We start from the raw sequence: 17,510 nt of genomic DNA on the forward strand, positions 1-17,510 counted from the left end.
TACGTATTAAAAACTATGAAAAAAATACTCTTTTTTATTTTTATGATTTGCTTAGGCTTAACGATAAATGTAGATGCACAAAAGATAAAGCCTATAAAAAAAGCGCCTCCAAAAATAAAAATTGTTGCACCAGAAGAAGCACCATTGCCTCCGCCTCCGCCTAAAAAGTTACTTGCAAACCCAATTATTATGGAAAGCCAAGAGGCAACGAATTTTAGAAAACAAAGATTTTGTTCGGATTGTGACACCCTTATATTAGCGCCAGAAAAAAAGCACATTCTTATTTATGATGTAAAATGGATGGCAAATAGCGAAGCGCAAACTTATAAGAAACAACCAACCGAAAGTGATTTAAAAAAAGATTATTATGCATTAAAGGAAGAAAATAAGAGAGAATGGGATGAATTACAGCAAAATTTTTCGCCGCAAGAATATATCTATCATTATATTTATAGAAATACTTACATAGAAATACCTAATAAACAGCATCAAATTTTAAATTTATTGGATAGAAAAGTTCGGCATGAAGGTTTTTTATTTTGGACTGGAAAAGAACTGGACAGTATAATTACCCGTAAAAATATGAGTTTACTAACCGAAGTTGTTTCCGAACAAACTGGGCAACATAAAAAATCATCGTACTATAAAAAATTTGTAACGGATAGTTTAACAATTGTTAATCTTCAAAAAACAAGTAATCCTTCGGCCAACCTATCAGCCAACATGAACACTATATTAATGCGAGAAGCCTTTGGTTCTAATATATTACCACTTCAATTTTTTAATTTAAGCAAGGTGAGTAAAGTGACCTTGAGTGCTAAAACTAAAGGTGGGGATATGCTCGTATTAAATTTAAACAAAAATGGCCAATTAACAGAAGTAATTGATAAGCACAATGGTATAGTAATCACTTATAAAGATAACCTACCAATTTTAGCTAAAAGCCCAGCCAAAACATTAAATTTTTATTACCGCAACGATACGCTAATTATTAAAGGTGAAAATTATTTAAAGGTGAACAAGCTTATTGGTAATGTTTTTTTTAATGTAAAAAATTTCAGGACTGAAGAAAGAGATTATTCGAATTTAACATTAGAAGATGGCCTAGAAATACAGCTAACAAACGACGGTGGTAATACTTGTTTAAGTCAAGCAAACACAAGCGAAGGCAGTGCAACCAAGCAGTGTTATAGTAATACCCGTTGGCAATTACCATTAACAATAACCAACGTAAGTGCTGGCGAAAGATATGATTTTACAAGCACAGCTTCTTATAGTGAAAATGATAATATTTTAGTTGTTGAAGACTTAAACAAGGCAAAATCTACAAAAATACAATATGGCTTAGTTGATGGTAAACCAACTACAATTACAAGTGCTTTTAAACGTGGCGAAGCCGAATATTCTGAGCCTTTTTTGGTAAACGTGAATTATGAATATTATAAATAACAACGCAAGTTTTTAAACAAATTATATTCAAGTAAAGCCATTAGTTGCTTTATTTATTAAATACAAAGTAGCAGACGGTTACTAAAATGATGGCCGCTAAAATTATCCATAGCCATGTTTTTGGTCGTTCCTCAACAAAAACAGAAGCAGTGGTGTTAAAATTATTTTCATTGAATTTCTGTTCATATTCTAGCATCAATTCTTTGTTCATCATCAGTTTTTTAACGTGCGCCCAAATTGGGTCGTTTGGGGTTACAAAATTCATTTTGCCGTTATTATCTGTGTAGGTTACTTTTATGTCGCCGTTATTTTTTTCTACACGAACACTTTCTTTATAACCAGTGCTTGTGGGTTTTGTGTAACCATCCCAATTTCCATCAGTTAAATTATCAACCAACTCTTTGGCCTCTTTTAATCCAATTTTGGCGGTTTCGTGTACTAATTTTACAGCTTCTAATTTTTTATTTTGCTCAATTAATTTCAGAATTTCCGCCAAATCCAATCCTCTATTTTTTAGCGTTTCCTTAAAGTTTTCTGCTGTATTGTTTCCTATTTCTCCACTGTTTGTTGGGGTTAAAAATCCATTTAAACTACGGCCTTCTATGGCTTCAACCATATCTTTCGCATCTTTTAATCCCAAATTTGTAAGGTCTTTTACTAATTTTACAGCTTCTACTTTTTTATTTTGGTTTAAAAGATTCGCTATTTCCAGCATATCAATTTCAGCTCCGTTGATGGTTATTTTATTTTTTTCCATAGCAAATGGTAATTATTTTTTTGACTGTATTCATAATATTTCTCTGCGTGTAATACTAAAACTCCAAATACTACGGTGGTTAAGATGGTTTAGGAGCATTTCGCTATGCTATCAAAGGCTAGTTTGGTTTACGTGCCCCATAATTGCACGAGTCTCCTCTAACAACGCCTCAACTTTTTCAAGTTTGTAGAATCTATTAATTTCTATCTGCTCAACCTTGTTATTTTTTTGAAATTTAATCATCAACGAGATTCCGGTCTTTATAAAGTTAGTTCGGTGCTTCGTTATTAGAAACTGAGTAAATTCATCAAAGCCACAAACCAGTTTCATGAATCCAAAAATGGAAAGCTCTACCGTTCTATCGTGGGTGTTTATAATTACTCGCTTACCGATAATCAATAGGTTTAATAAGATTATGACTATCGGAATAATTTTCATGTAAATGGAATCTCGTCCACTTTCCATAAAAAAAAGTGCCCAAATTTCTATTACGATAAAAAGGATTAATGTGATATAGGCTAAAATATTATTCTTAATAGGATAATATTCCGCTCCATTTTGTCTATAAAAAGATTTTGTTGTCATTAGATAATAAGGGTATATGTTAAATATTGAATTTGAGATTTACGACGTCTTTAAGCGAAACTTAGGTAAATATGGATTAGTAAATTACACCCGTTTTAAATTCGTACAAGTTTTCCATATTTCTGTAGCAATAGCTAAATTATTGGTTCTTTGAAGTACAGTGTGTTTAGCATCAAGTTCGAAGTACAAAGTGATGAACCCATTAGCTTTAATAACCGTAAAGCCAACACTTATACCAATCTTTACAGTTTCTTTACTAATAATGCGCTCTGCTTTCTCCTCTTCAGCAGAAATAAAAATCCAAAAGCGATAATGAATGCAACCACAATATCTAAGCCTAAATTTAACCAGTCAGTTGCGCTCGTTACACCGAACTCTTCTCCAGTTTTAGGATTCACACTAATGCTACAAGCGTCTTTGTAAAACCAAAATGGATAGCTTAGGCTGTTGTTATCTATTATTGCACTTATAAATACCAAAACCCCAAATAATACGGTGGTTAAGATGATAAGTTTTAAAGTAAATTTCATGTTTAATCGATGTATAAAAACTTCCATTTATTCCATCCTAAATGCGTAAATAATAATGCCTGAATCGCCAAAACTCACTGCATAAAGCCAATGCTCATCGCCCCTTAAAAAAGAAGTTGCATAACCACTGTCAACCATGTGTCCATTTGTCATTTCTGTTATTGTACTTTGTGGCACAGGGTGGTTAAGCATTAGTGATTTAAAGGTTTTTGACGTGCCCAACTTTTTCCAATCCGTTAAATAAAAATCTACGTATTCTTTCATATCCTCATTTGGTTTTTGAGTATTGCGATTTCGAAGTGCAGAAATGTCTACTTTATCTTTATCTACGGTATATCTTGCTGGATAAATATCTAAACTTTTGCTGTCGTTGGGTAAAAATATGGCAATGCCAACTGCATCTTTACTTAACATTGTAGCCTCTAATTTTCCGGCTTTTTGAAATTTGGTTATAAAAGTATCGAGGTATTTATAATTTGGATTTGTATGATCGGACGACGACACAGCATTGTTTAACCTTTCAGTATAATCTTCAACTGGCTTTTGTTGCGCTTTAATAACCATAAACGACAGGAGTAAAAGCAAAAAGACTGATGTTTTGATGATTTTATATTGGTGTCTCATAACTTTTAGTTCTTAATATTTGATTTTGAGAAGCCCCAAAAAGTAATTAAAAATTCTGTGTCTAATAATTTCGGTATTCTTTTCAGCAATGCTGAAATATATTGTTTAAAACGTTAATTCACATTACCAACCAGTTACCAATAATCCCCTTGCACCTTTAATACTGCATTTCTGATATTTTGCATAGGCCAAACTTGCCTTGGTTATGGCTTGTTCATTCGTGCCACCATTTACATAAACTGAAAGTGCATCGTGTATAGAATACGCTTCGGGACACATTAAATTGGTTGTCCAAACTAACGGATTTACATTTGCCTGCTTTAAGTGTGGGGTAAAATATTGCTTACTGGCACAGGCCAGAATAATTACATCGCGTTTTTTGTGGTCGGTATTTACAAATGTTTCGGTGAGTTTAAAATCCATTAAACCATTATGCCCAATGTAGGCAACTAAGGCAGCATTGCCACCAATGCCAATTTTCACACCATTAACATCGATTGTTTTTTTTGTGTTTCCAGCACTGCTGTTTAAAAAATCTAAAGTAGTTTGTTTTATAAATTGACCGTTGTAAGCATCTGCAACCAAATAATAATTTTTAATGGTGTGCTTAAAAATCAAGCGTTCCATAATATTGCCTTTCAATTTTTCGGCTTTTAGCAACTTCCATTCTTTGCTCTTTTTAAAATACGTACGGATACCATTTGCACAACCCCAATACAAATTATTATCCGGGTCTTGTCCGTTGCCAATTGCTTTTGGTACAGGTACAATCCCTTGATATTTATTATCGCAAAGCGCGACATAAATGTGAATGGTTTTAAAGTCAGTATTTCCGCCTTGCGCAAAACTAGTTGCCGTTAAAAATAGTGCGAAGATGATTAAAAAAGATTTTGTTTTCATTTATCTAGTTTGTAAGAACTTAATGAGGTATAATCATATAACGCAAGGCTTATGGTATTGCCTTTTATTTCTTTAATGTTAAACAAGATAAACATGTTGTTATTCATTTTTGCTCTATAAAACGTCGCCAACCAACTGATTTCTGACGTATTTTTTTTAGTTGAACTTACTAATAACTACGCTAACGATTGCAAATGCAAAGAATAAACCGATAATAAACAGACCGAAATAATGTGTTATTGGTCTTTTAGCTCTTTTGTTGCTCTCATCATAAACGGATTGTAATTCTATGGGCAGTTGGTTCGCATAAAGCGCTTGTTTACAGTGGCTACATTGGGTAATACCTATCTTAGTAGTTGGGAAAATCGGAATCCAGAAAATATGGAAATATTTTGCGAAGAAACTAATGCGAACTGTCCCTACCGAACCGCAATTTGGACAATTGAAGGCATTGGATTGTTGCTTCAAATAAGTACCTCTTGTGCCAAAAATAATCATAAATATAAAGTTATTGAGTGGAAAATATAATTGTAAACCTGCTAAATAAAACCGACAATTAAAGCGTGTATTTATTATTCGTTGGAAGGAAAAGAATATTCGTAAGCAGTTTTTAAAAATCCGTAAGTTTTCGGCTTACCCAAAAACGATGAATTTTTACGTGTATAAATTAAATCAATTTTAGGACTTAACTATTATGGCTTTACATTCAATTTCGCATTTTAATAAATTATTTACTCCTTACCGCAGTTAAAAATAAAAACAGAAGAATTTTCAACCGTGTAGGGCTGGTTAATTAAAACCTTTGGATTAACTTTTTGATATTCATAAATTTTGCTGGTGTTATGATAATCTTTGTCATCGCCTGCTTCGTTATACTTATCAATAAAATAATAAGCGCCTGCATATTCTTCTTTTTTATATTGCCCAGAATTTACATCTATACCTTTCATTTCAAAGAAATTATAAGCCGGATTGCAATAATAATTCTCAGATTCTGAATATGCTCTGTTGTACATTCCCAATACATCGTCAACCTCTGATTGACTCATTGAATTTTGTTCTTTTTCAAGAATTTCGCCTTCATAAATGAGTTTATCTTTGCTAACATTTAACGTCAAGTTTACCCTTAAATTTTCATCTTTTTGTGGCAAATACAACACAATAAAATCTCTGTAACCCTGATTGTTTTCAAATTCATATACTTCTTTTTTGCCTTGTATTGCAAAATAGAATTTTGAGTTTTCATTTGGATTATCAAGTACATTTGGATACGGAATGCAATTTGCATTAACGTTGAATGCTCGCTTCATTTTATTTAATGAATTATTATTCTCATCAAAATTAATTAATGTTTTAGCTTCATTAAAACTTTGGAACATAATCGTATTGCCCCCAACCCTCGATTCACTTTTTCTGCCATACAAAACAAAAGGCACTTTAGGTACGTAAGGTTTAATGGTAACCATATTTCCATTAATTTCAACAGTTCCTTTTACAAAAGCATTTTCTGCAAACATCATACAGGTATTGTCGGCATTAATGACTAATAATGAACCGCCAAATTTATACGACCCTGCAATTTTGCTCGAATTTTGAGCGCAGCAAGTAATTGTTAAAAACGATAGGAATAGTAGGAGGGAAAGTGTAAAGTATGGTTTCAATTTCATTTTTGGTTTTTTATGATTGATAAACGATCAAACGAGTTATTATCCTTTAAGTAATGTTGGTTATTGATAAAGCCTAATTAATTATTCGCTCCTTTTTCCCTGTCTTTTTCAAATGGATATATTTAACATCACATTCCCCAACTTTTAAGTAATGGTTCATCGCATTGCCATAATTTTGTATTATGATTTCGTTTTCGCCCAATAAACCTTGAATTACCGTTGGCAAATCTGCATTTGGTTCATCTTTATCCGGCTCATTTGAAATATCACCATCATCTTCTGCCCACTCAATCCCGTTAAAATTGATATACACTAGGTTTTCTAATAAACTTCTGCTAAAGGTAACTTTGCCTTTTAATGTTCGTGTTGTACTGTCAAAATTGTAAAAATACCCGTTATCGTTTTTAGTAATAACGATGTCTAATTTGCAGGGTTTCTCATAAAAGCTATATGCGCCAACAAAATTTTTCGGCAAAGCGGGAATGGGTTTATTCGTTGGTTTTAAAGTTAAAATAAGTGCTTTTTTAGTTGATAAACTTTCCCATTTCCCATCAAAACCATTTTTAGTTAATGTGCCAGTTATTTTTGCTTGTTTTTTGTTTTGATTATTTAGTTCATACAGAACGGTTTTGCCATTTACGGTTTCACCAATTAGCTTAATTTCAATGCCTATTTTATCGTAATAATAAAAGCCTGTCAGTTTACCACCATTATTTATCAGACTAAAAACAACATCAATGTTATTGTTTAATTTACCAATAAAGTTTTCGGTTTCTTTCCCTGCTGAGAATGAATTTTCAGCTGAGCAAAAACTAATAGGTAAAATGAAAAGTGAAGCGAAAAATATTCTCATAATTAATCTTTTTCAAAAATATTAAGTTTTTGTATTCCTAAGTGATTGTAAATTATGCTGAGTTAATTAAATTCTTTTCATCACTATACCATACCACAGTTGCCATAACAACAACTAAGCTAGTGTTAAGTTGCTGGTAAATTTATCAATATTATTATTGGGTTGCATCATTTCAATATTCGTTGGTGGTTTAGCATTATTCGTTTAAAACGTCGTGATCAAAAACTTTCGTTGTTAAATCGTTAATCAGGATAAACTTAATTAACAAAATTATATAATATCCATGATGAAGGTCATTTTTTCAGGGGAGTATGGTCACAGCAATAGACAATGTGAATGGGTAGCTTTATTAAATTTAATAGTTGTAATACAGCCCCAAAAAGTTTATGAGTATAGTAACGAATACAAAAGAATTTCTTGATGAAACGGGCGCTATTGCAAAGTTTACGGGCAGGTTTTTCACCACGGGCATCATGCCAAGATATGAAACCAAAGAGTTGCTTAATCAATGTTACATCATCGGCTATAAATCATTACCATTAATTGGGCTAACTGCTTTTATTATGGGTTTGGTACTTACTATGCAACTTCGTCCATCACTGGTTGATTATGGTGTAGAATCTCAATTGCCGGTAATGGTGGGATTGGCTATTGTTAGAGAAATTGGACCAGTAATTTCTGCCCTCATTTTTGCAGGAAAAATTGGAAGTAGTATTGGTGCAGAACTGGGATCGATGAAGGTTTCCGAGCAGATTGATGCGATGGAAGTGAGTGGAATCAATCCCTACAAATACTTAGTTGCAACTAGGGTTTTCGCCGCTACACTCATGTTACCCATTTTGGTTATCCTTGGCGATACGATTTCACTTTTTGGTGCATACATCGGTGTAAATATCAAATCTGTTACGTCTTTCGAGCTTTTCTTTCTTCAGGTATTTAAAAGCTTAAGTTACAGCGATATTTTACCAGCGGTAGTTAAAACTATCTTTTTTGGTTTTGCAGTTGGTATAGTTGGCTGTTATAAAGGGTTTAATTCGAGCAAGGGAACACAAGGCGTAGGCATATCAGCAAATTCTGCCGTTGTGCTATCATCTGTACTTATTTTTATTATCGACCTTTTGGCGGTGCAAATCACTGAAGTTCTTGGATTAAATTAATGAAAATGGAGACAACGGAAAAGAAGGTTAACAAAGTTGAAAACGATAAAAAAGATCCGGTTATTGTAATTAAAAACCTTAAGAAGAGCTTTGGCGAAAAAGTGGTCCTGACTGATTTTAATCTTTCCATCAAACAAGGCACGAATGTGGTTATTCTTGGTAAATCTGGCTCCGGCAAATCTGTATTAATTAAATGTATAATCGGTCTCCTTAAACCCGATTCGGGTAGCATCAGTGTATTTGGTGATGATATTACCCAAATGAGTTATGATGAATTGAACGAATCGAGGAATAGAGTTGGCTTTCTATTTCAGAGCAATGCGATATATGATTCGATGACGATTAGAGAAAACTTAGAGTTTCCGTTGCGCAGGCACTGGGTAGATATTACTGAAGAGGAAATAGACAGATTGGTGGCCGAAGGTTTGGAAAGTGTTGGGTTAGCGAGTACGATAGACATGATGCCTTCTGAATTATCTGGAGGGATGCTAAAGCGCATTGCATTGGCAAGAACAATGATTCTCAGGCCAGAAATTATTTTATATGATGAACCTACCACGGGGCTTGATCCAATCACTTCAAGAGAGATTGAAGATTTAATTCTTAGTCTGCAGAAAAAAAATAATGCTTCCTCTATCATCATTTCTCATGATATGAATTGTGTAAAGCACGTGTCAGATGTAGTAGTATTGTTATTAGAGGGCAAGTGTTACACAGAAAGTACGTACGCAGAAATGGCTGTTTCGACGGATGAAAATATTAAACAGTTCTTTTTATAAAAATAATATGGCAGACCAGAAAAAAAACAATATCAAATTAGGAATATTCGTTGTGTCGGGACTTGCATTACTAATATTTGCTTTCTTCATCATTGGCAAAAATCAAAACCTTTTTGGCAGCGATTTTAAACTTAAAGTTCGTTTCTCAAATATTGGAGGATTAACGCAAGGCAACAATGTGCTCTTTTCTGGTATCCAAGCTGGAACGGTGAAAGATATCGATATCATCAATGATACCACAATTGAAGTAACCATGCGCATTAACAGCAAAGTAAAAGCGTTTATTCATAAAAATGCTACTGCCACGGTGGGAACCGAAGGATTGATGGGGAATAAGGTTATTAATATTTTACCGGTAAAGGGAAAAAGTGCTTTAGTTGAGGAAGGAGATTTGCTATATGCGCAACAGAGCGCTAGTATGGAAGAAATTATCCAAACCCTTTCTAAAACCAATGAAAATGTACAAAGTATTTCGGAGGTTTTGAAGGGAACAGTACTAAAGATAGACAGTAGCGCCATACTTAAACTTATAAATGATGAGCAGATTGGCATTAGTTTAAAGGCTTCATTAGAGAACATATACGTTGCCACGAAAAATGCTAACCAGATGACCGCGGGATTGAATAATCTTGTGGCTGACATAAGGAATGGTAAAGGTGCAGCTGGAATGTTGCTTACAGATACGGCGGTTGCTAAGGAGCTTCAGTATGCAGTTTCAAAAATAAAATTGGCAAGTATCAATGCTAATCAAATGACAGTTGAGGCTAATGATTTGGTAAAATCATTAAACAATGAGCTTAAGAATGGTACAGGACCTGTGCATACTTTATTAAGGGATAGCACAATGTCGAGAGATTTAAAACGTTCGATGTCGAATATTCAAAAAGGTTCGGATGGGTTTAATCAAATTATGGAATCCCTAAAACACAGCTTTTTATTTAGAGGGTATTTTAAGCGACAGGACAGGGAAAAGAAACAGGAACCAAAAAAAGAAGAAACTTTAACTGAGCAGAAAGCCAAAGAGTTGGAACAATAAATATTTATTACTAAACTAAATGTTATGGAATTTCATAAGATACTAATCGCAATTGATAAAAGTCAAAGCGCAGAAAAAGTAGCCAAAAGTGGTCTTGAATTGGCAAAACAGTTTAATTCTGAGATTGCCTTAGTCACAATTATTGATGAAAGCGCAAACGAAAGCGGAGACCAGCCGACAGCAAGAGAAATTGAAGATATGAGAGGTCACAATCTTAATCACAGTCAGCGGCAGGTGATCGAAAAAGTATTTAAGGATTTTCCAATTAAAAGTTTTGTTGAGGATGGTGAGCCCGCTCAAGCGATTGTTAAAATTGCAGAATTATGGGGAGCAGATGTCATCGTTATGGGTACTCATGGTAGAAAAGGGTTGTCGCACCTTATTATGGGCAGTGTGGCGGAGGAGGTAATCAGAAATTCTAAAAAAACAATGGTTGTAATTCCGATTAGCGAAGCATAGTGGTTGTTGCTTTCCTACTGGCTGGATGACCTCTTTAATGTTCTTTCTTTAAGGCTTCAAAGCCCGAAACTACATCAAAGAGTTCTTCGTCGATCATACTTTGTCTTAAACTTTGGAATTTCTTTCCTAAGCTTTCCAACATATCACCGATACTTTTTTCGGCTCTTTGCATGGCGCCCAAACGGCTAGCATTTTCAGCAGCTAAAGATTCTGTGCAGGCCTTAAAAACTGAAACAAATAAATATGCATTAATTAGGGCTGTTAGCGTATCGGCAGGATTACCAATAATCTCGGGTAATTTATTTGTTGGCCATGTGATGGAAATTAGGTCTTGCATCCATTTCTCATCTAACGGCAATAGCCTTTGCTCTACTGTTTCATATCCCGAGCTGGTTTTTGGCTGATTATGAAACACAAAAAATTGTTTAATATTCCCGTCGGTACGGCTTTCTTCTATATCAATTAAAAGTTGTTGTATTAGTGGTGTAACCGCATCAATTGAACCTGGAACAGTGTACGATTTTGTAATATTCAGGCCTACATCCGCTAAAAGCGATTGAATACGCTCGCCAATTACCCAAATTTCTTTTCTACCATCGATATCCTGCAATGCGTTTTGTACATATCCAAAGATTTGATCGTTAAATTGGCCTACCAAGCCGAGGTCTGATCCAAAAACGATAATACAAACCGCTTGGTCTCTGTCTTGTCTGTTCGTAGGTTGTGCTACCACTTTTTGGATTTTTTCTGCCATTAGGTAGGCTTTAATTCCAAGGATCACGGTGTGGTAGTAATCTCCAAGTGAAGTAACAGCTTGCTCATATTGTGTAATATTCGAGGCTGCCATTGCTTTCATCGCTCTCACAACCGATTTAATATCTTTTGCACCGCTCAGCTTTCGGTTTAAATCTTCGAGTGTATCCATTATGTAGATGTTTTATCCAATTCCGCTTTTAAAAACGGAGCCAGCATTTCGTTGGTCATCTTCAAAATTAAATCATGATCCTCATCCTTCAAAGGCTGATCGCCAAATAAATTTTTCATTACATCGTCAGGAAATTGCGACATGTTCTTGAGGATTGCAGCCTCAGCTTCTGCTACTTTATCGATAGGAATGAGGTCAAAAAGACCATTAGTTAATGCTAAAAGAATCACGATCTGTTCGGGTACGGTTAGCGGATTTAGTTCGTTTTGTTTAAGACAGATTCGAATTCTTTGTCCATGATCAATTACTTTTTTAGTGCTTTCATCTAACCTGGTACCGAAACGTGAGAAATTTTCTAGTTCTTCAAACTGTGCATATTGTAATTTTAGTTTTACAATTGCTTTATAAACTGGTAATTGTGCATTAGATCCCACACGAGAAACAGATTTCCCGACATCAACCGCTGGTAAGTTGCCAGCTTCAAATAATTTAGGTGAAAGATAAATCTGTCCATCGGTAATGGAAATTAAATTAGTAGGAATATAAGCAGAAATATTTTGAGATTCGGTTTCTATAATGGGTAGGGCAGTAAGCGAACCGCCTTTTAGTTTATCGCTAAGGTGTGTAGATCTTTCTAATAATCTAGAGTGGATGTAAAAGATATCTCCCGGAAAAGCTTCTCGGCCCGGTGGTCTGCGCAATAAAAGTGAAAGTTCTCTGTAGGCTCGGGCGTGATGGGTAAGATCGTCATATACAATAAGCACATTTCTGCCTTTCTCCATAAAATATTCAGCAATACTGGTGGCGGCATAAGGCGCAATATATTTCAATCCGGCGGCGTTGTTTCCCTCGGCAACCATAACTATGGTGTACTCCATTGCGCCGTTCTTTTCGAGGTTGGCAATTACTTTGGCAACTGCGCTGGCACGTTGTCCAATAGCACAATAAACGCATATTACATCTTTTCCGCGCTGGTTAAGTATAGCATCAATTGCAATTTGGGTTTTTCCAGTTTGCCGGTCGCCAACAATTAATTCCCGTTGTCCGCGACCAATTGGAATGAGCGCATCAACTACTTTTATACCGGTTTGTAAAGGAGAATTTACAGCGGTACGGTCCATAATTGCTGGTGATGGTCTCTCGATTGGCAACCTTTTAGTTGACACTACTGTGCCTTTCCCATCAATAGGAGCACCCATCGGATCGATTACTCTTCCAATTAAGTGATCTCCCACCGGAATATCCATTACCCTTCCAGTCCGCTGAACTTCATCACCTGCGTTTAGCAAAGTATCTTCTCCAAGTAGGATTACGCCAATTTCTTCTTCATCAAGATTGTAGGCGATGCCATAAAGTGATTCGGAAAATTTTAATAATTCTTCAAAGCCAGCGCCTTTAAGTCCAGAAACTTTTACAATACCGGTAGCTACACTGGTTACATAACCAATTTCTTGCGCTGCAAAAGGGAAAACATATTCGGCTAATCCGCTATCTATTATGCTAAAAGCTTCTGTAATACTAGTTTCTAAACGAGGTACTGACATAATGTTAAATTAATGCGACTTGTTGGGCTTCGTTTTTTATGGAAGTCATATTTTTTTCGAGCGAATTTAGATATGCCGAAAAGCTCCAAGAAAGCTTATATCCGTTTGTTGCCAAATCTACGCCTCCAATCATTTTAGAATCCGTTGTAAATTCATATTTACTGTGGTCACCAAGCACACTATCAATTGCAGACTTGATGCTTTTATGGTCTTTCTCGGATAATTTGGATGCAGTTTTGATTACAATAGGAGAGGACTCTGAATGAAAAGCGTCGATAAATTGTTTCTTATCCGAATCAGAAATGTTTTTTATTTTATGGATAAATACCTCGACCAATTGCGCTTCTACATCTGTGGAGGTGAATTCTGAAAGTACCTTTTTAGTAATGTCAAAAACCTTCTGTTGCATTTTTTGCACTACTTCATTACTTAAATTTTCTTGTAATTCTGCGGACGCTGCATGCAACTTCAGTTTTACATCTGCAGCTTCTTTTTTTGCCGCATCTAGTAAATCTTGTCTTTCATTTGCTGCGTCTGCAGTGGCTTTAGCCATCATTTTCTTTTTATCCGAGTCAAAGGCCTCATTTTTCTGCTGAAACTCATCCTGCTCTTTTTTAGCTTCGACCATTTTGGTTTTTGCTTCTTTAAGTTCTGATGCGATCTTTTTCTCCCGCTCATCAACAGCCTGCAGAATTGGTTTATAAAGATATTTCTTCATTAACCAAACCAACACCAAAAAATTAATCATTTGTGCGATTACTGTAAACCAGTTAATTTGCATGATATGCTATTTAGCAATAATGTGAGTCCAAAATGGATTTGCGAAGATTAAGATCATTGAAACCACAAAACAATAAATAGCGGTTGATTCAATCATGGCCAGACCCACGAAAAGCGTTCGGGTAATTGTTGGTGCAGCGTCTGGTTGCTGTGCTATAGAGCTTAAAGCTGTTGATACGGCTTTTCCTTCGCTCAAGGCGGGAAACATACAGCCGATGCCTGTGGTTAAGCCTGCTGTAATAATTGATGCAATTGCAATTGATGAAACATTATCCATTTTATTTTAATTTTATTTGGGGTTATTTTTATACGTTAGTTTCTTTTTTTTGATGCTTTCCTGCACAGCTGCGGCGATATATACCGCAGCCAATATGCTGAATATATAAGCTTGCACCATACCCGTAAGCAAACCGAGTGCTTTCATTACGATAGGAATAAAAAGAGGCGATATACTCAGCAGGATTGCGATGATCATGCCACCACTCATTACATTGCCAAATAGCCTGATGGCAAGTGCGAGTGTTCTCGAAATTTCGCTGATGATATTGAAAGGCAACATGATAAAAGTTGGCTTGATGTAAGTTTTCAAATACGCAAAGAAGCCACTTTCTTGTATGCCGAAAAAAGGTACAGCCAAAAATACCGCTATGGCTAAAGCAACAGTTGTGGAGAGAGAGCCTGTTGGTGGCTCATAAAAAGGTAAAACAATCCAAAAATTACTAACGGCAATAAATAAAAATAGTGTACCTATAAAACCAATATATCGACTGGGTTTTTCTAGCCCGACTTCTTTAATCTGCTCGTTTATTCCGATTACAATCATCTCTAAAATGCATTGCCATTTAGATATTTTATGAGTGGTTTTTAGCTTTCGGGTAATCAGCACTGCACCAACAACCATAAATAGCATAACTGCCCAAGTAGTTAGTAAGGTGAGGTTGATGGTGATGAAGCTCCAATTCCAAAATATGGTCTGATCGGGAGATATGTTCATATCGGTTTAACTTTGAGTTGGTATATGCTTTTGTTCAAGTTGTTTGGTAATCCTGAAAACTAAAAAGCGAGCGATCACGAATCCTATTAAACAAGACGCAACTTGTGGTAACCCTTCACTCGAAACGTAATAAAATCCTACTAAAATGATCGTGGTTCGTATCATTAAACTTCCGAAAAACCAAAGAGGCGCATAAGGTGTGCCCAGCGCCTTTTTCACCGTAAACCATAAACCACCGAAAAATATGATTCCCAATGCCAATCCTACTATAAACGTGATGATCATCATGATGATTATTTTTAAATTATTTGTTCTCTTTAATTACCCAGTTCCACGCAATTACACAACCCGTCACCAATCCCACTATTAAGCATGTTATCGTCCATGAAAACGTTTGTGGATAGTTTTTGTCCAGCCAGATTCCACCTAACGTACCTAGAAACGTGGGTACAGTAATTGACCATCCCACCATGCCAAACATCCCTAAACCAAACCACTCTGATTTCTTTTTCTCGTTCAGTGCGTTTAGTTTTTGTTTTTCTTTTGCCAAGATGATTCTACTAAAATCACCACTCTTGTGTTTTTGATCTTCCATGGTAAATTACTTGAATTTCTTTAACCTAGAGAGCAAACCACTTTCTAACTTCGACGCCATTTCCCGAACTTTTACTTCATTTTCGTCAATATTTTTAAAGTCATTTTCAACCATTGTGGCTAATTTTCCCAATTGAACGCCGCCTACTGCATTTCTTACAGATACTAGAACCTGCGATCCTGTTTTGACCAGCAGGCCTTCATCTACCGCTAAGTAATGCGTCTGATCTGTTTCATAACTAAAAATGCCTGGTACCAATACGGCGACACAATCTAGTCTCTGCGGTAGAAAACCGAAAGAGCCATCGCTCGTTTCAGCGACGATGTTGCTTACGTTTTTGACCTCTGCAAACACTTTGTACGGAAGTAAGATTTTCAAGTCCATTTATTTTTGAGCTACAGGATTTTCCATGACCGGATTTGATTTGTTGTCTTTTTGTTTCAGTAAAGCATCTTCAATCTTTCCTATCATATAGAAAGCATTTTCTGGTACATCTTTAAATTCATCTGCTAAAATGCGCTCACAGCCATCTAGTGCGTCTTTTAGGCTAACTACTTCGCCTTTCACTCCACTAAATTGCTCAGTAGCGAAAAACGGTTGCGTTAAAAATCTTTCCAGCCTTCTCGACCGGTTTACCACAAGTCTGTCGCTGGTTGATAACTGCTCCATCCCAAGCATAGAAATTATATCCTTTAAATCTTCATATTGCGCCAATGTTTGCCTAATCTTTTGCGCAAGTTGATAGTGTCGATCACCAATTATTCCAGGTGTAGCCATTTTAGAATTCGATTGTAGAAAATCTATAGATGGATAAAGTCCTTCACTTGCCCGTTCTCGAGAAAGTACAATGGTTGCAGAAAGGTGAGAAAACGCATGTACCGCAGCTGGATCGGTTAAATCATCTGCAGGCACATACACCGCTTGTATAGAAGTAATTGCGCCATTGTCGGTATTCGCTATACGTTCTTCTAACGCCGATAATTCAGTTTCTAGCGTGGGCTGATAACCTAATCGTGACGGCATTTGCCCCATTAAACCCGAAACTTCCATGCCTGCTTGAATAAACCGGAAAATGTTATCTATTAACAACAAAACATCTTTATGTTCATCATCGCGAAAATATTCAGCCATTGTTAAGGCTGCGTGGCCCACTCGAAAGCGGGCACCAGGTGGCTCGTTCATTTGTCCGAAAAGCATAATCATGTTTTTTAACAATCCAGCATCTTTCATGGCTTCATAAAGCTCGTTACCCTCTCTACAACGTTCGCCAATGCCACAAAACATACTCACCCCCTTATTGTCGCCCACCATATTGTGAATCATCTCTGTTAACAATACGGTTTTGCCCACACCAGCACCACCAAATAAGCCACCTTTGCCACCACGTTCGAGCGGTATCAAAACATCTATTGCTTTAATTCCCGTTTCAAAAACCTGTGTTTGGGTAGAACGCTTGCTTAACGGGGGAGGTTCTTGATGGATACTTCTTCTTTTTCCTTCGGCCAAGGGTTTTAAATGATCTATTGTATTCCCAAACACATCGAACATTCTGCCCAATGTTCTTTTGCCAACCGGTACCATTAACTCCTCACCATTGGCTGTTATTTGCATGCCACGAGCTAAACCTTGTGTAGGCGTTAAAGCAATTCCCCTCACGGTTTTGTCATCCAGTTGTGAAAGCACTTCGATAGTAATTTCCTGATTTTCTCCTGCATGTAACACAGTGTAAACCGAGGGCAATGATTGCTCAAAATATGCATCAATAACACTACCGCGAACAGACATAATTTTCCCGTAATTTATTTTTTGTTCAACGGGTTTTAGAGGTTTCATTATCTTAATTCGTGTTGTTTTTAATTATTTAAGTGTTGAGAAC

At 35.9% G+C, this 17,510-nt stretch carries 22 protein-coding genes; 5 read left to right on the forward strand and 17 right to left on the reverse strand.

Annotation, left to right across the window (positions count from 1 at the left end):
• Positions 1–15: 15 nt before the first annotated feature.
• Entirely contained in the window at positions 16–1,449 is a 1,434-nt protein-coding gene (locus EZJ43_RS08015; RefSeq protein WP_133262183.1) for a hypothetical protein, read from the forward strand.
• A 49-nt stretch (positions 1,450–1,498) separates the two neighbouring features.
• Here EZJ43_RS08015 and EZJ43_RS08020 read toward each other — a convergent pair whose 3' ends face one another.
• From EZJ43_RS08020 to EZJ43_RS08055, 8 genes are all read right to left on the reverse strand, one after another.
• A complete protein-coding gene (locus EZJ43_RS08020) occupies positions 1,499–2,206 on the reverse strand; it encodes a ribosomal protein L7/L12 (RefSeq protein ID WP_133262184.1) in 708 nt (235 codons plus the stop codon).
• 111 nt (positions 2,207–2,317) lie between these two features.
• Complete coding sequence (locus EZJ43_RS08025; RefSeq protein WP_133262185.1) at positions 2,318–2,791, reverse strand: hypothetical protein; 474 nt, start codon at positions 2,789–2,791, stop codon at positions 2,318–2,320.
• Between the two features lie 242 nt (positions 2,792–3,033).
• A complete protein-coding gene (locus EZJ43_RS08030) occupies positions 3,034–3,321 on the reverse strand; it encodes a hypothetical protein (protein ID WP_133262186.1) in 288 nt (95 codons plus the stop codon).
• Positions 3,322–3,348: 27 nt separating this feature from the next.
• The gene (locus EZJ43_RS08035) at positions 3,349–3,945 is read right to left on the reverse strand and encodes a hypothetical protein (protein ID WP_133262187.1); all 597 of its coding nucleotides are present in this window, start codon (positions 3,943–3,945) and stop codon (positions 3,349–3,351) included.
• A 123-nt stretch (positions 3,946–4,068) separates the two neighbouring features.
• Positions 4,069–4,845, reverse strand: coding sequence for a hypothetical protein (locus EZJ43_RS08040; RefSeq protein WP_133262188.1), 777 nt, complete (start codon positions 4,843–4,845; stop codon positions 4,069–4,071).
• A 156-nt stretch (positions 4,846–5,001) separates the two neighbouring features.
• A complete protein-coding gene (locus EZJ43_RS08045) occupies positions 5,002–5,343 on the reverse strand; it encodes a zinc ribbon domain-containing protein (RefSeq protein ID WP_133262189.1) in 342 nt (113 codons plus the stop codon).
• Between the two features lie 233 nt (positions 5,344–5,576).
• The gene (locus EZJ43_RS08050; RefSeq protein ID WP_133262190.1) at positions 5,577–6,512 is read right to left on the reverse strand and encodes a hypothetical protein; all 936 of its coding nucleotides are present in this window, start codon (positions 6,510–6,512) and stop codon (positions 5,577–5,579) included.
• Positions 6,513–6,585: 73 nt separating this feature from the next.
• Positions 6,586–7,365 (reverse strand): hypothetical protein, encoded by a 780-nt coding sequence (locus EZJ43_RS08055; protein WP_133262191.1) that lies wholly within the window; start codon positions 7,363–7,365, stop codon positions 6,586–6,588.
• Between the two features lie 386 nt (positions 7,366–7,751).
• Here EZJ43_RS08055 and EZJ43_RS08060 point away from each other — a divergent pair, with 386 nt between their 5' ends.
• Genes EZJ43_RS08060 through EZJ43_RS08075 form a run of 4 tightly spaced genes read left to right on the forward strand, consistent with a single transcriptional unit; the run spans position 7,752 to position 10,796 of the window.
• Entirely contained in the window at positions 7,752–8,522 is a 771-nt protein-coding gene (locus EZJ43_RS08060; RefSeq protein WP_133262192.1) for an MlaE family ABC transporter permease, read from the forward strand.
• A 5-nt stretch (positions 8,523–8,527) separates the two neighbouring features.
• Positions 8,528–9,301, forward strand: a complete 774-nt coding sequence (locus EZJ43_RS08065) for an ABC transporter ATP-binding protein (protein ID WP_133262381.1) — start codon at positions 8,528–8,530, stop codon at positions 9,299–9,301.
• A gap of 7 nt (positions 9,302–9,308) precedes the next feature.
• Entirely contained in the window at positions 9,309–10,337 is a 1,029-nt protein-coding gene (locus EZJ43_RS08070; RefSeq protein ID WP_133262193.1) for an MlaD family protein, read from the forward strand.
• A gap of 24 nt (positions 10,338–10,361) precedes the next feature.
• A complete protein-coding gene (locus EZJ43_RS08075) occupies positions 10,362–10,796 on the forward strand; it encodes a universal stress protein (RefSeq protein ID WP_133262194.1) in 435 nt (144 codons plus the stop codon).
• 34 nt (positions 10,797–10,830) lie between these two features.
• Here EZJ43_RS08075 and EZJ43_RS08080 read toward each other — a convergent pair whose 3' ends face one another.
• Genes EZJ43_RS08080 through atpD form a run of 9 tightly spaced genes read right to left on the reverse strand, consistent with a single transcriptional unit; the run spans position 10,831 to position 17,467 of the window.
• Positions 10,831–11,721 (reverse strand): F0F1 ATP synthase subunit gamma, encoded by an 891-nt coding sequence (locus EZJ43_RS08080; protein WP_207924592.1) that lies wholly within the window; start codon positions 11,719–11,721, stop codon positions 10,831–10,833.
• On the reverse strand, positions 11,721–13,265 hold the full coding sequence (locus EZJ43_RS08085) for an alternate F1F0 ATPase, F1 subunit alpha (protein ID WP_133262196.1): 1,545 nt from the start codon (positions 13,263–13,265) through the stop codon (positions 11,721–11,723). The genes EZJ43_RS08080 and EZJ43_RS08085 overlap by 1 nt, the downstream gene beginning before the upstream one ends.
• A gap of 4 nt (positions 13,266–13,269) precedes the next feature.
• Positions 13,270–14,046, reverse strand: coding sequence for a F0F1 ATP synthase subunit B family protein (locus EZJ43_RS08090; protein ID WP_133262197.1), 777 nt, complete (start codon positions 14,044–14,046; stop codon positions 13,270–13,272).
• 6 nt (positions 14,047–14,052) lie between these two features.
• Complete coding sequence (locus EZJ43_RS08095) at positions 14,053–14,322, reverse strand: F0F1 ATP synthase subunit C (RefSeq protein ID WP_133262198.1); 270 nt, start codon at positions 14,320–14,322, stop codon at positions 14,053–14,055.
• A 12-nt stretch (positions 14,323–14,334) separates the two neighbouring features.
• Positions 14,335–15,039 carry a F0F1 ATP synthase subunit A gene (locus tag EZJ43_RS08100; RefSeq protein ID WP_133262199.1) on the reverse strand — a complete coding sequence of 235 codons (705 nt, stop codon included), beginning with the start codon at positions 15,037–15,039 and terminating at the stop codon, positions 14,335–14,337.
• Positions 15,040–15,045: 6 nt separating this feature from the next.
• On the reverse strand, positions 15,046–15,327 hold the full coding sequence (locus EZJ43_RS08105) for an ATP synthase subunit I (RefSeq protein ID WP_133262200.1): 282 nt from the start codon (positions 15,325–15,327) through the stop codon (positions 15,046–15,048).
• A 16-nt stretch (positions 15,328–15,343) separates the two neighbouring features.
• Positions 15,344–15,634 carry an AtpZ/AtpI family protein gene (locus tag EZJ43_RS08110; RefSeq protein WP_133262201.1) on the reverse strand — a complete coding sequence of 97 codons (291 nt, stop codon included), beginning with the start codon at positions 15,632–15,634 and terminating at the stop codon, positions 15,344–15,346.
• Positions 15,635–15,640: 6 nt separating this feature from the next.
• Positions 15,641–16,018 carry a F0F1 ATP synthase subunit epsilon gene (locus tag EZJ43_RS08115; RefSeq protein WP_133262202.1) on the reverse strand — a complete coding sequence of 126 codons (378 nt, stop codon included), beginning with the start codon at positions 16,016–16,018 and terminating at the stop codon, positions 15,641–15,643.
• Positions 16,019–17,467, reverse strand: a complete 1,449-nt coding sequence (gene atpD / locus EZJ43_RS08120; RefSeq protein ID WP_133262203.1) for a F0F1 ATP synthase subunit beta — start codon at positions 17,465–17,467, stop codon at positions 16,019–16,021.
• Positions 17,468–17,510: the final 43 nt, after the last annotated feature.

The sequence above is a fragment of the Pedobacter changchengzhani genome (assembly GCF_004354365.1).
In the GTDB taxonomy this organism is placed as follows: Bacteria; Bacteroidota; Bacteroidia; order Sphingobacteriales; family Sphingobacteriaceae; genus Pedobacter; species Pedobacter changchengzhani.

Excerpts from the sequence above, each read along its gene's own strand:
- EZJ43_RS08015 (WP_133262183.1), top strand. The coding sequence starts at position 16 with ATGAAAAAAATACTCTTTTTTATTTTTATGATTTGCTTAGGCTTAACG.
- EZJ43_RS08055 (WP_133262191.1), bottom strand. The coding sequence starts at position 7,365 with ATGAGAATATTTTTCGCTTCACTTTTCATTTTACCTATTAGTTTTTGC.
- EZJ43_RS08050 (WP_133262190.1), bottom strand. The coding sequence starts at position 6,512 with ATGAAATTGAAACCATACTTTACACTTTCCCTCCTACTATTCCTATCG.
- EZJ43_RS08065 (WP_133262381.1), top strand. The coding sequence starts at position 8,528 with ATGGAGACAACGGAAAAGAAGGTTAACAAAGTTGAAAACGATAAAAAA.
- EZJ43_RS08085 (WP_133262196.1), bottom strand. The coding sequence starts at position 13,265 with ATGTCAGTACCTCGTTTAGAAACTAGTATTACAGAAGCTTTTAGCATA.
- EZJ43_RS08060 (WP_133262192.1), top strand. The coding sequence starts at position 7,752 with ATGAGTATAGTAACGAATACAAAAGAATTTCTTGATGAAACGGGCGCT.
- EZJ43_RS08035 (WP_133262187.1), bottom strand. The coding sequence starts at position 3,945 with ATGAGACACCAATATAAAATCATCAAAACATCAGTCTTTTTGCTTTTA.
- EZJ43_RS08025 (WP_133262185.1), bottom strand. The coding sequence starts at position 2,791 with ATGACAACAAAATCTTTTTATAGACAAAATGGAGCGGAATATTATCCT.
- EZJ43_RS08030 (WP_133262186.1), bottom strand. The coding sequence starts at position 3,321 with ATGAAATTTACTTTAAAACTTATCATCTTAACCACCGTATTATTTGGG.
- EZJ43_RS08075 (WP_133262194.1), top strand. The coding sequence starts at position 10,362 with ATGGAATTTCATAAGATACTAATCGCAATTGATAAAAGTCAAAGCGCA.
- EZJ43_RS08070 (WP_133262193.1), top strand. The coding sequence starts at position 9,309 with ATGGCAGACCAGAAAAAAAACAATATCAAATTAGGAATATTCGTTGTG.
- EZJ43_RS08115 (WP_133262202.1), bottom strand. The coding sequence starts at position 16,018 with ATGGACTTGAAAATCTTACTTCCGTACAAAGTGTTTGCAGAGGTCAAA.
- atpD (WP_133262203.1), bottom strand. The coding sequence starts at position 17,467 with ATGAAACCTCTAAAACCCGTTGAACAAAAAATAAATTACGGGAAAATT.
- EZJ43_RS08040 (WP_133262188.1), bottom strand. The coding sequence starts at position 4,845 with ATGAAAACAAAATCTTTTTTAATCATCTTCGCACTATTTTTAACGGCA.
- EZJ43_RS08080 (WP_207924592.1), bottom strand. The coding sequence starts at position 11,721 with ATGGATACACTCGAAGATTTAAACCGAAAGCTGAGCGGTGCAAAAGAT.
- EZJ43_RS08020 (WP_133262184.1), bottom strand. The coding sequence starts at position 2,206 with ATGGAAAAAAATAAAATAACCATCAACGGAGCTGAAATTGATATGCTG.
- EZJ43_RS08090 (WP_133262197.1), bottom strand. The coding sequence starts at position 14,046 with ATGCAAATTAACTGGTTTACAGTAATCGCACAAATGATTAATTTTTTG.
- EZJ43_RS08100 (WP_133262199.1), bottom strand. The coding sequence starts at position 15,039 with ATGAACATATCTCCCGATCAGACCATATTTTGGAATTGGAGCTTCATC.
- EZJ43_RS08095 (WP_133262198.1), bottom strand. The coding sequence starts at position 14,322 with ATGGATAATGTTTCATCAATTGCAATTGCATCAATTATTACAGCAGGC.
- EZJ43_RS08110 (WP_133262201.1), bottom strand. The coding sequence starts at position 15,634 with ATGGAAGATCAAAAACACAAGAGTGGTGATTTTAGTAGAATCATCTTG.
- EZJ43_RS08105 (WP_133262200.1), bottom strand. The coding sequence starts at position 15,327 with ATGATGATCATCACGTTTATAGTAGGATTGGCATTGGGAATCATATTT.
- EZJ43_RS08045 (WP_133262189.1), bottom strand. The coding sequence starts at position 5,343 with ATGATTATTTTTGGCACAAGAGGTACTTATTTGAAGCAACAATCCAAT.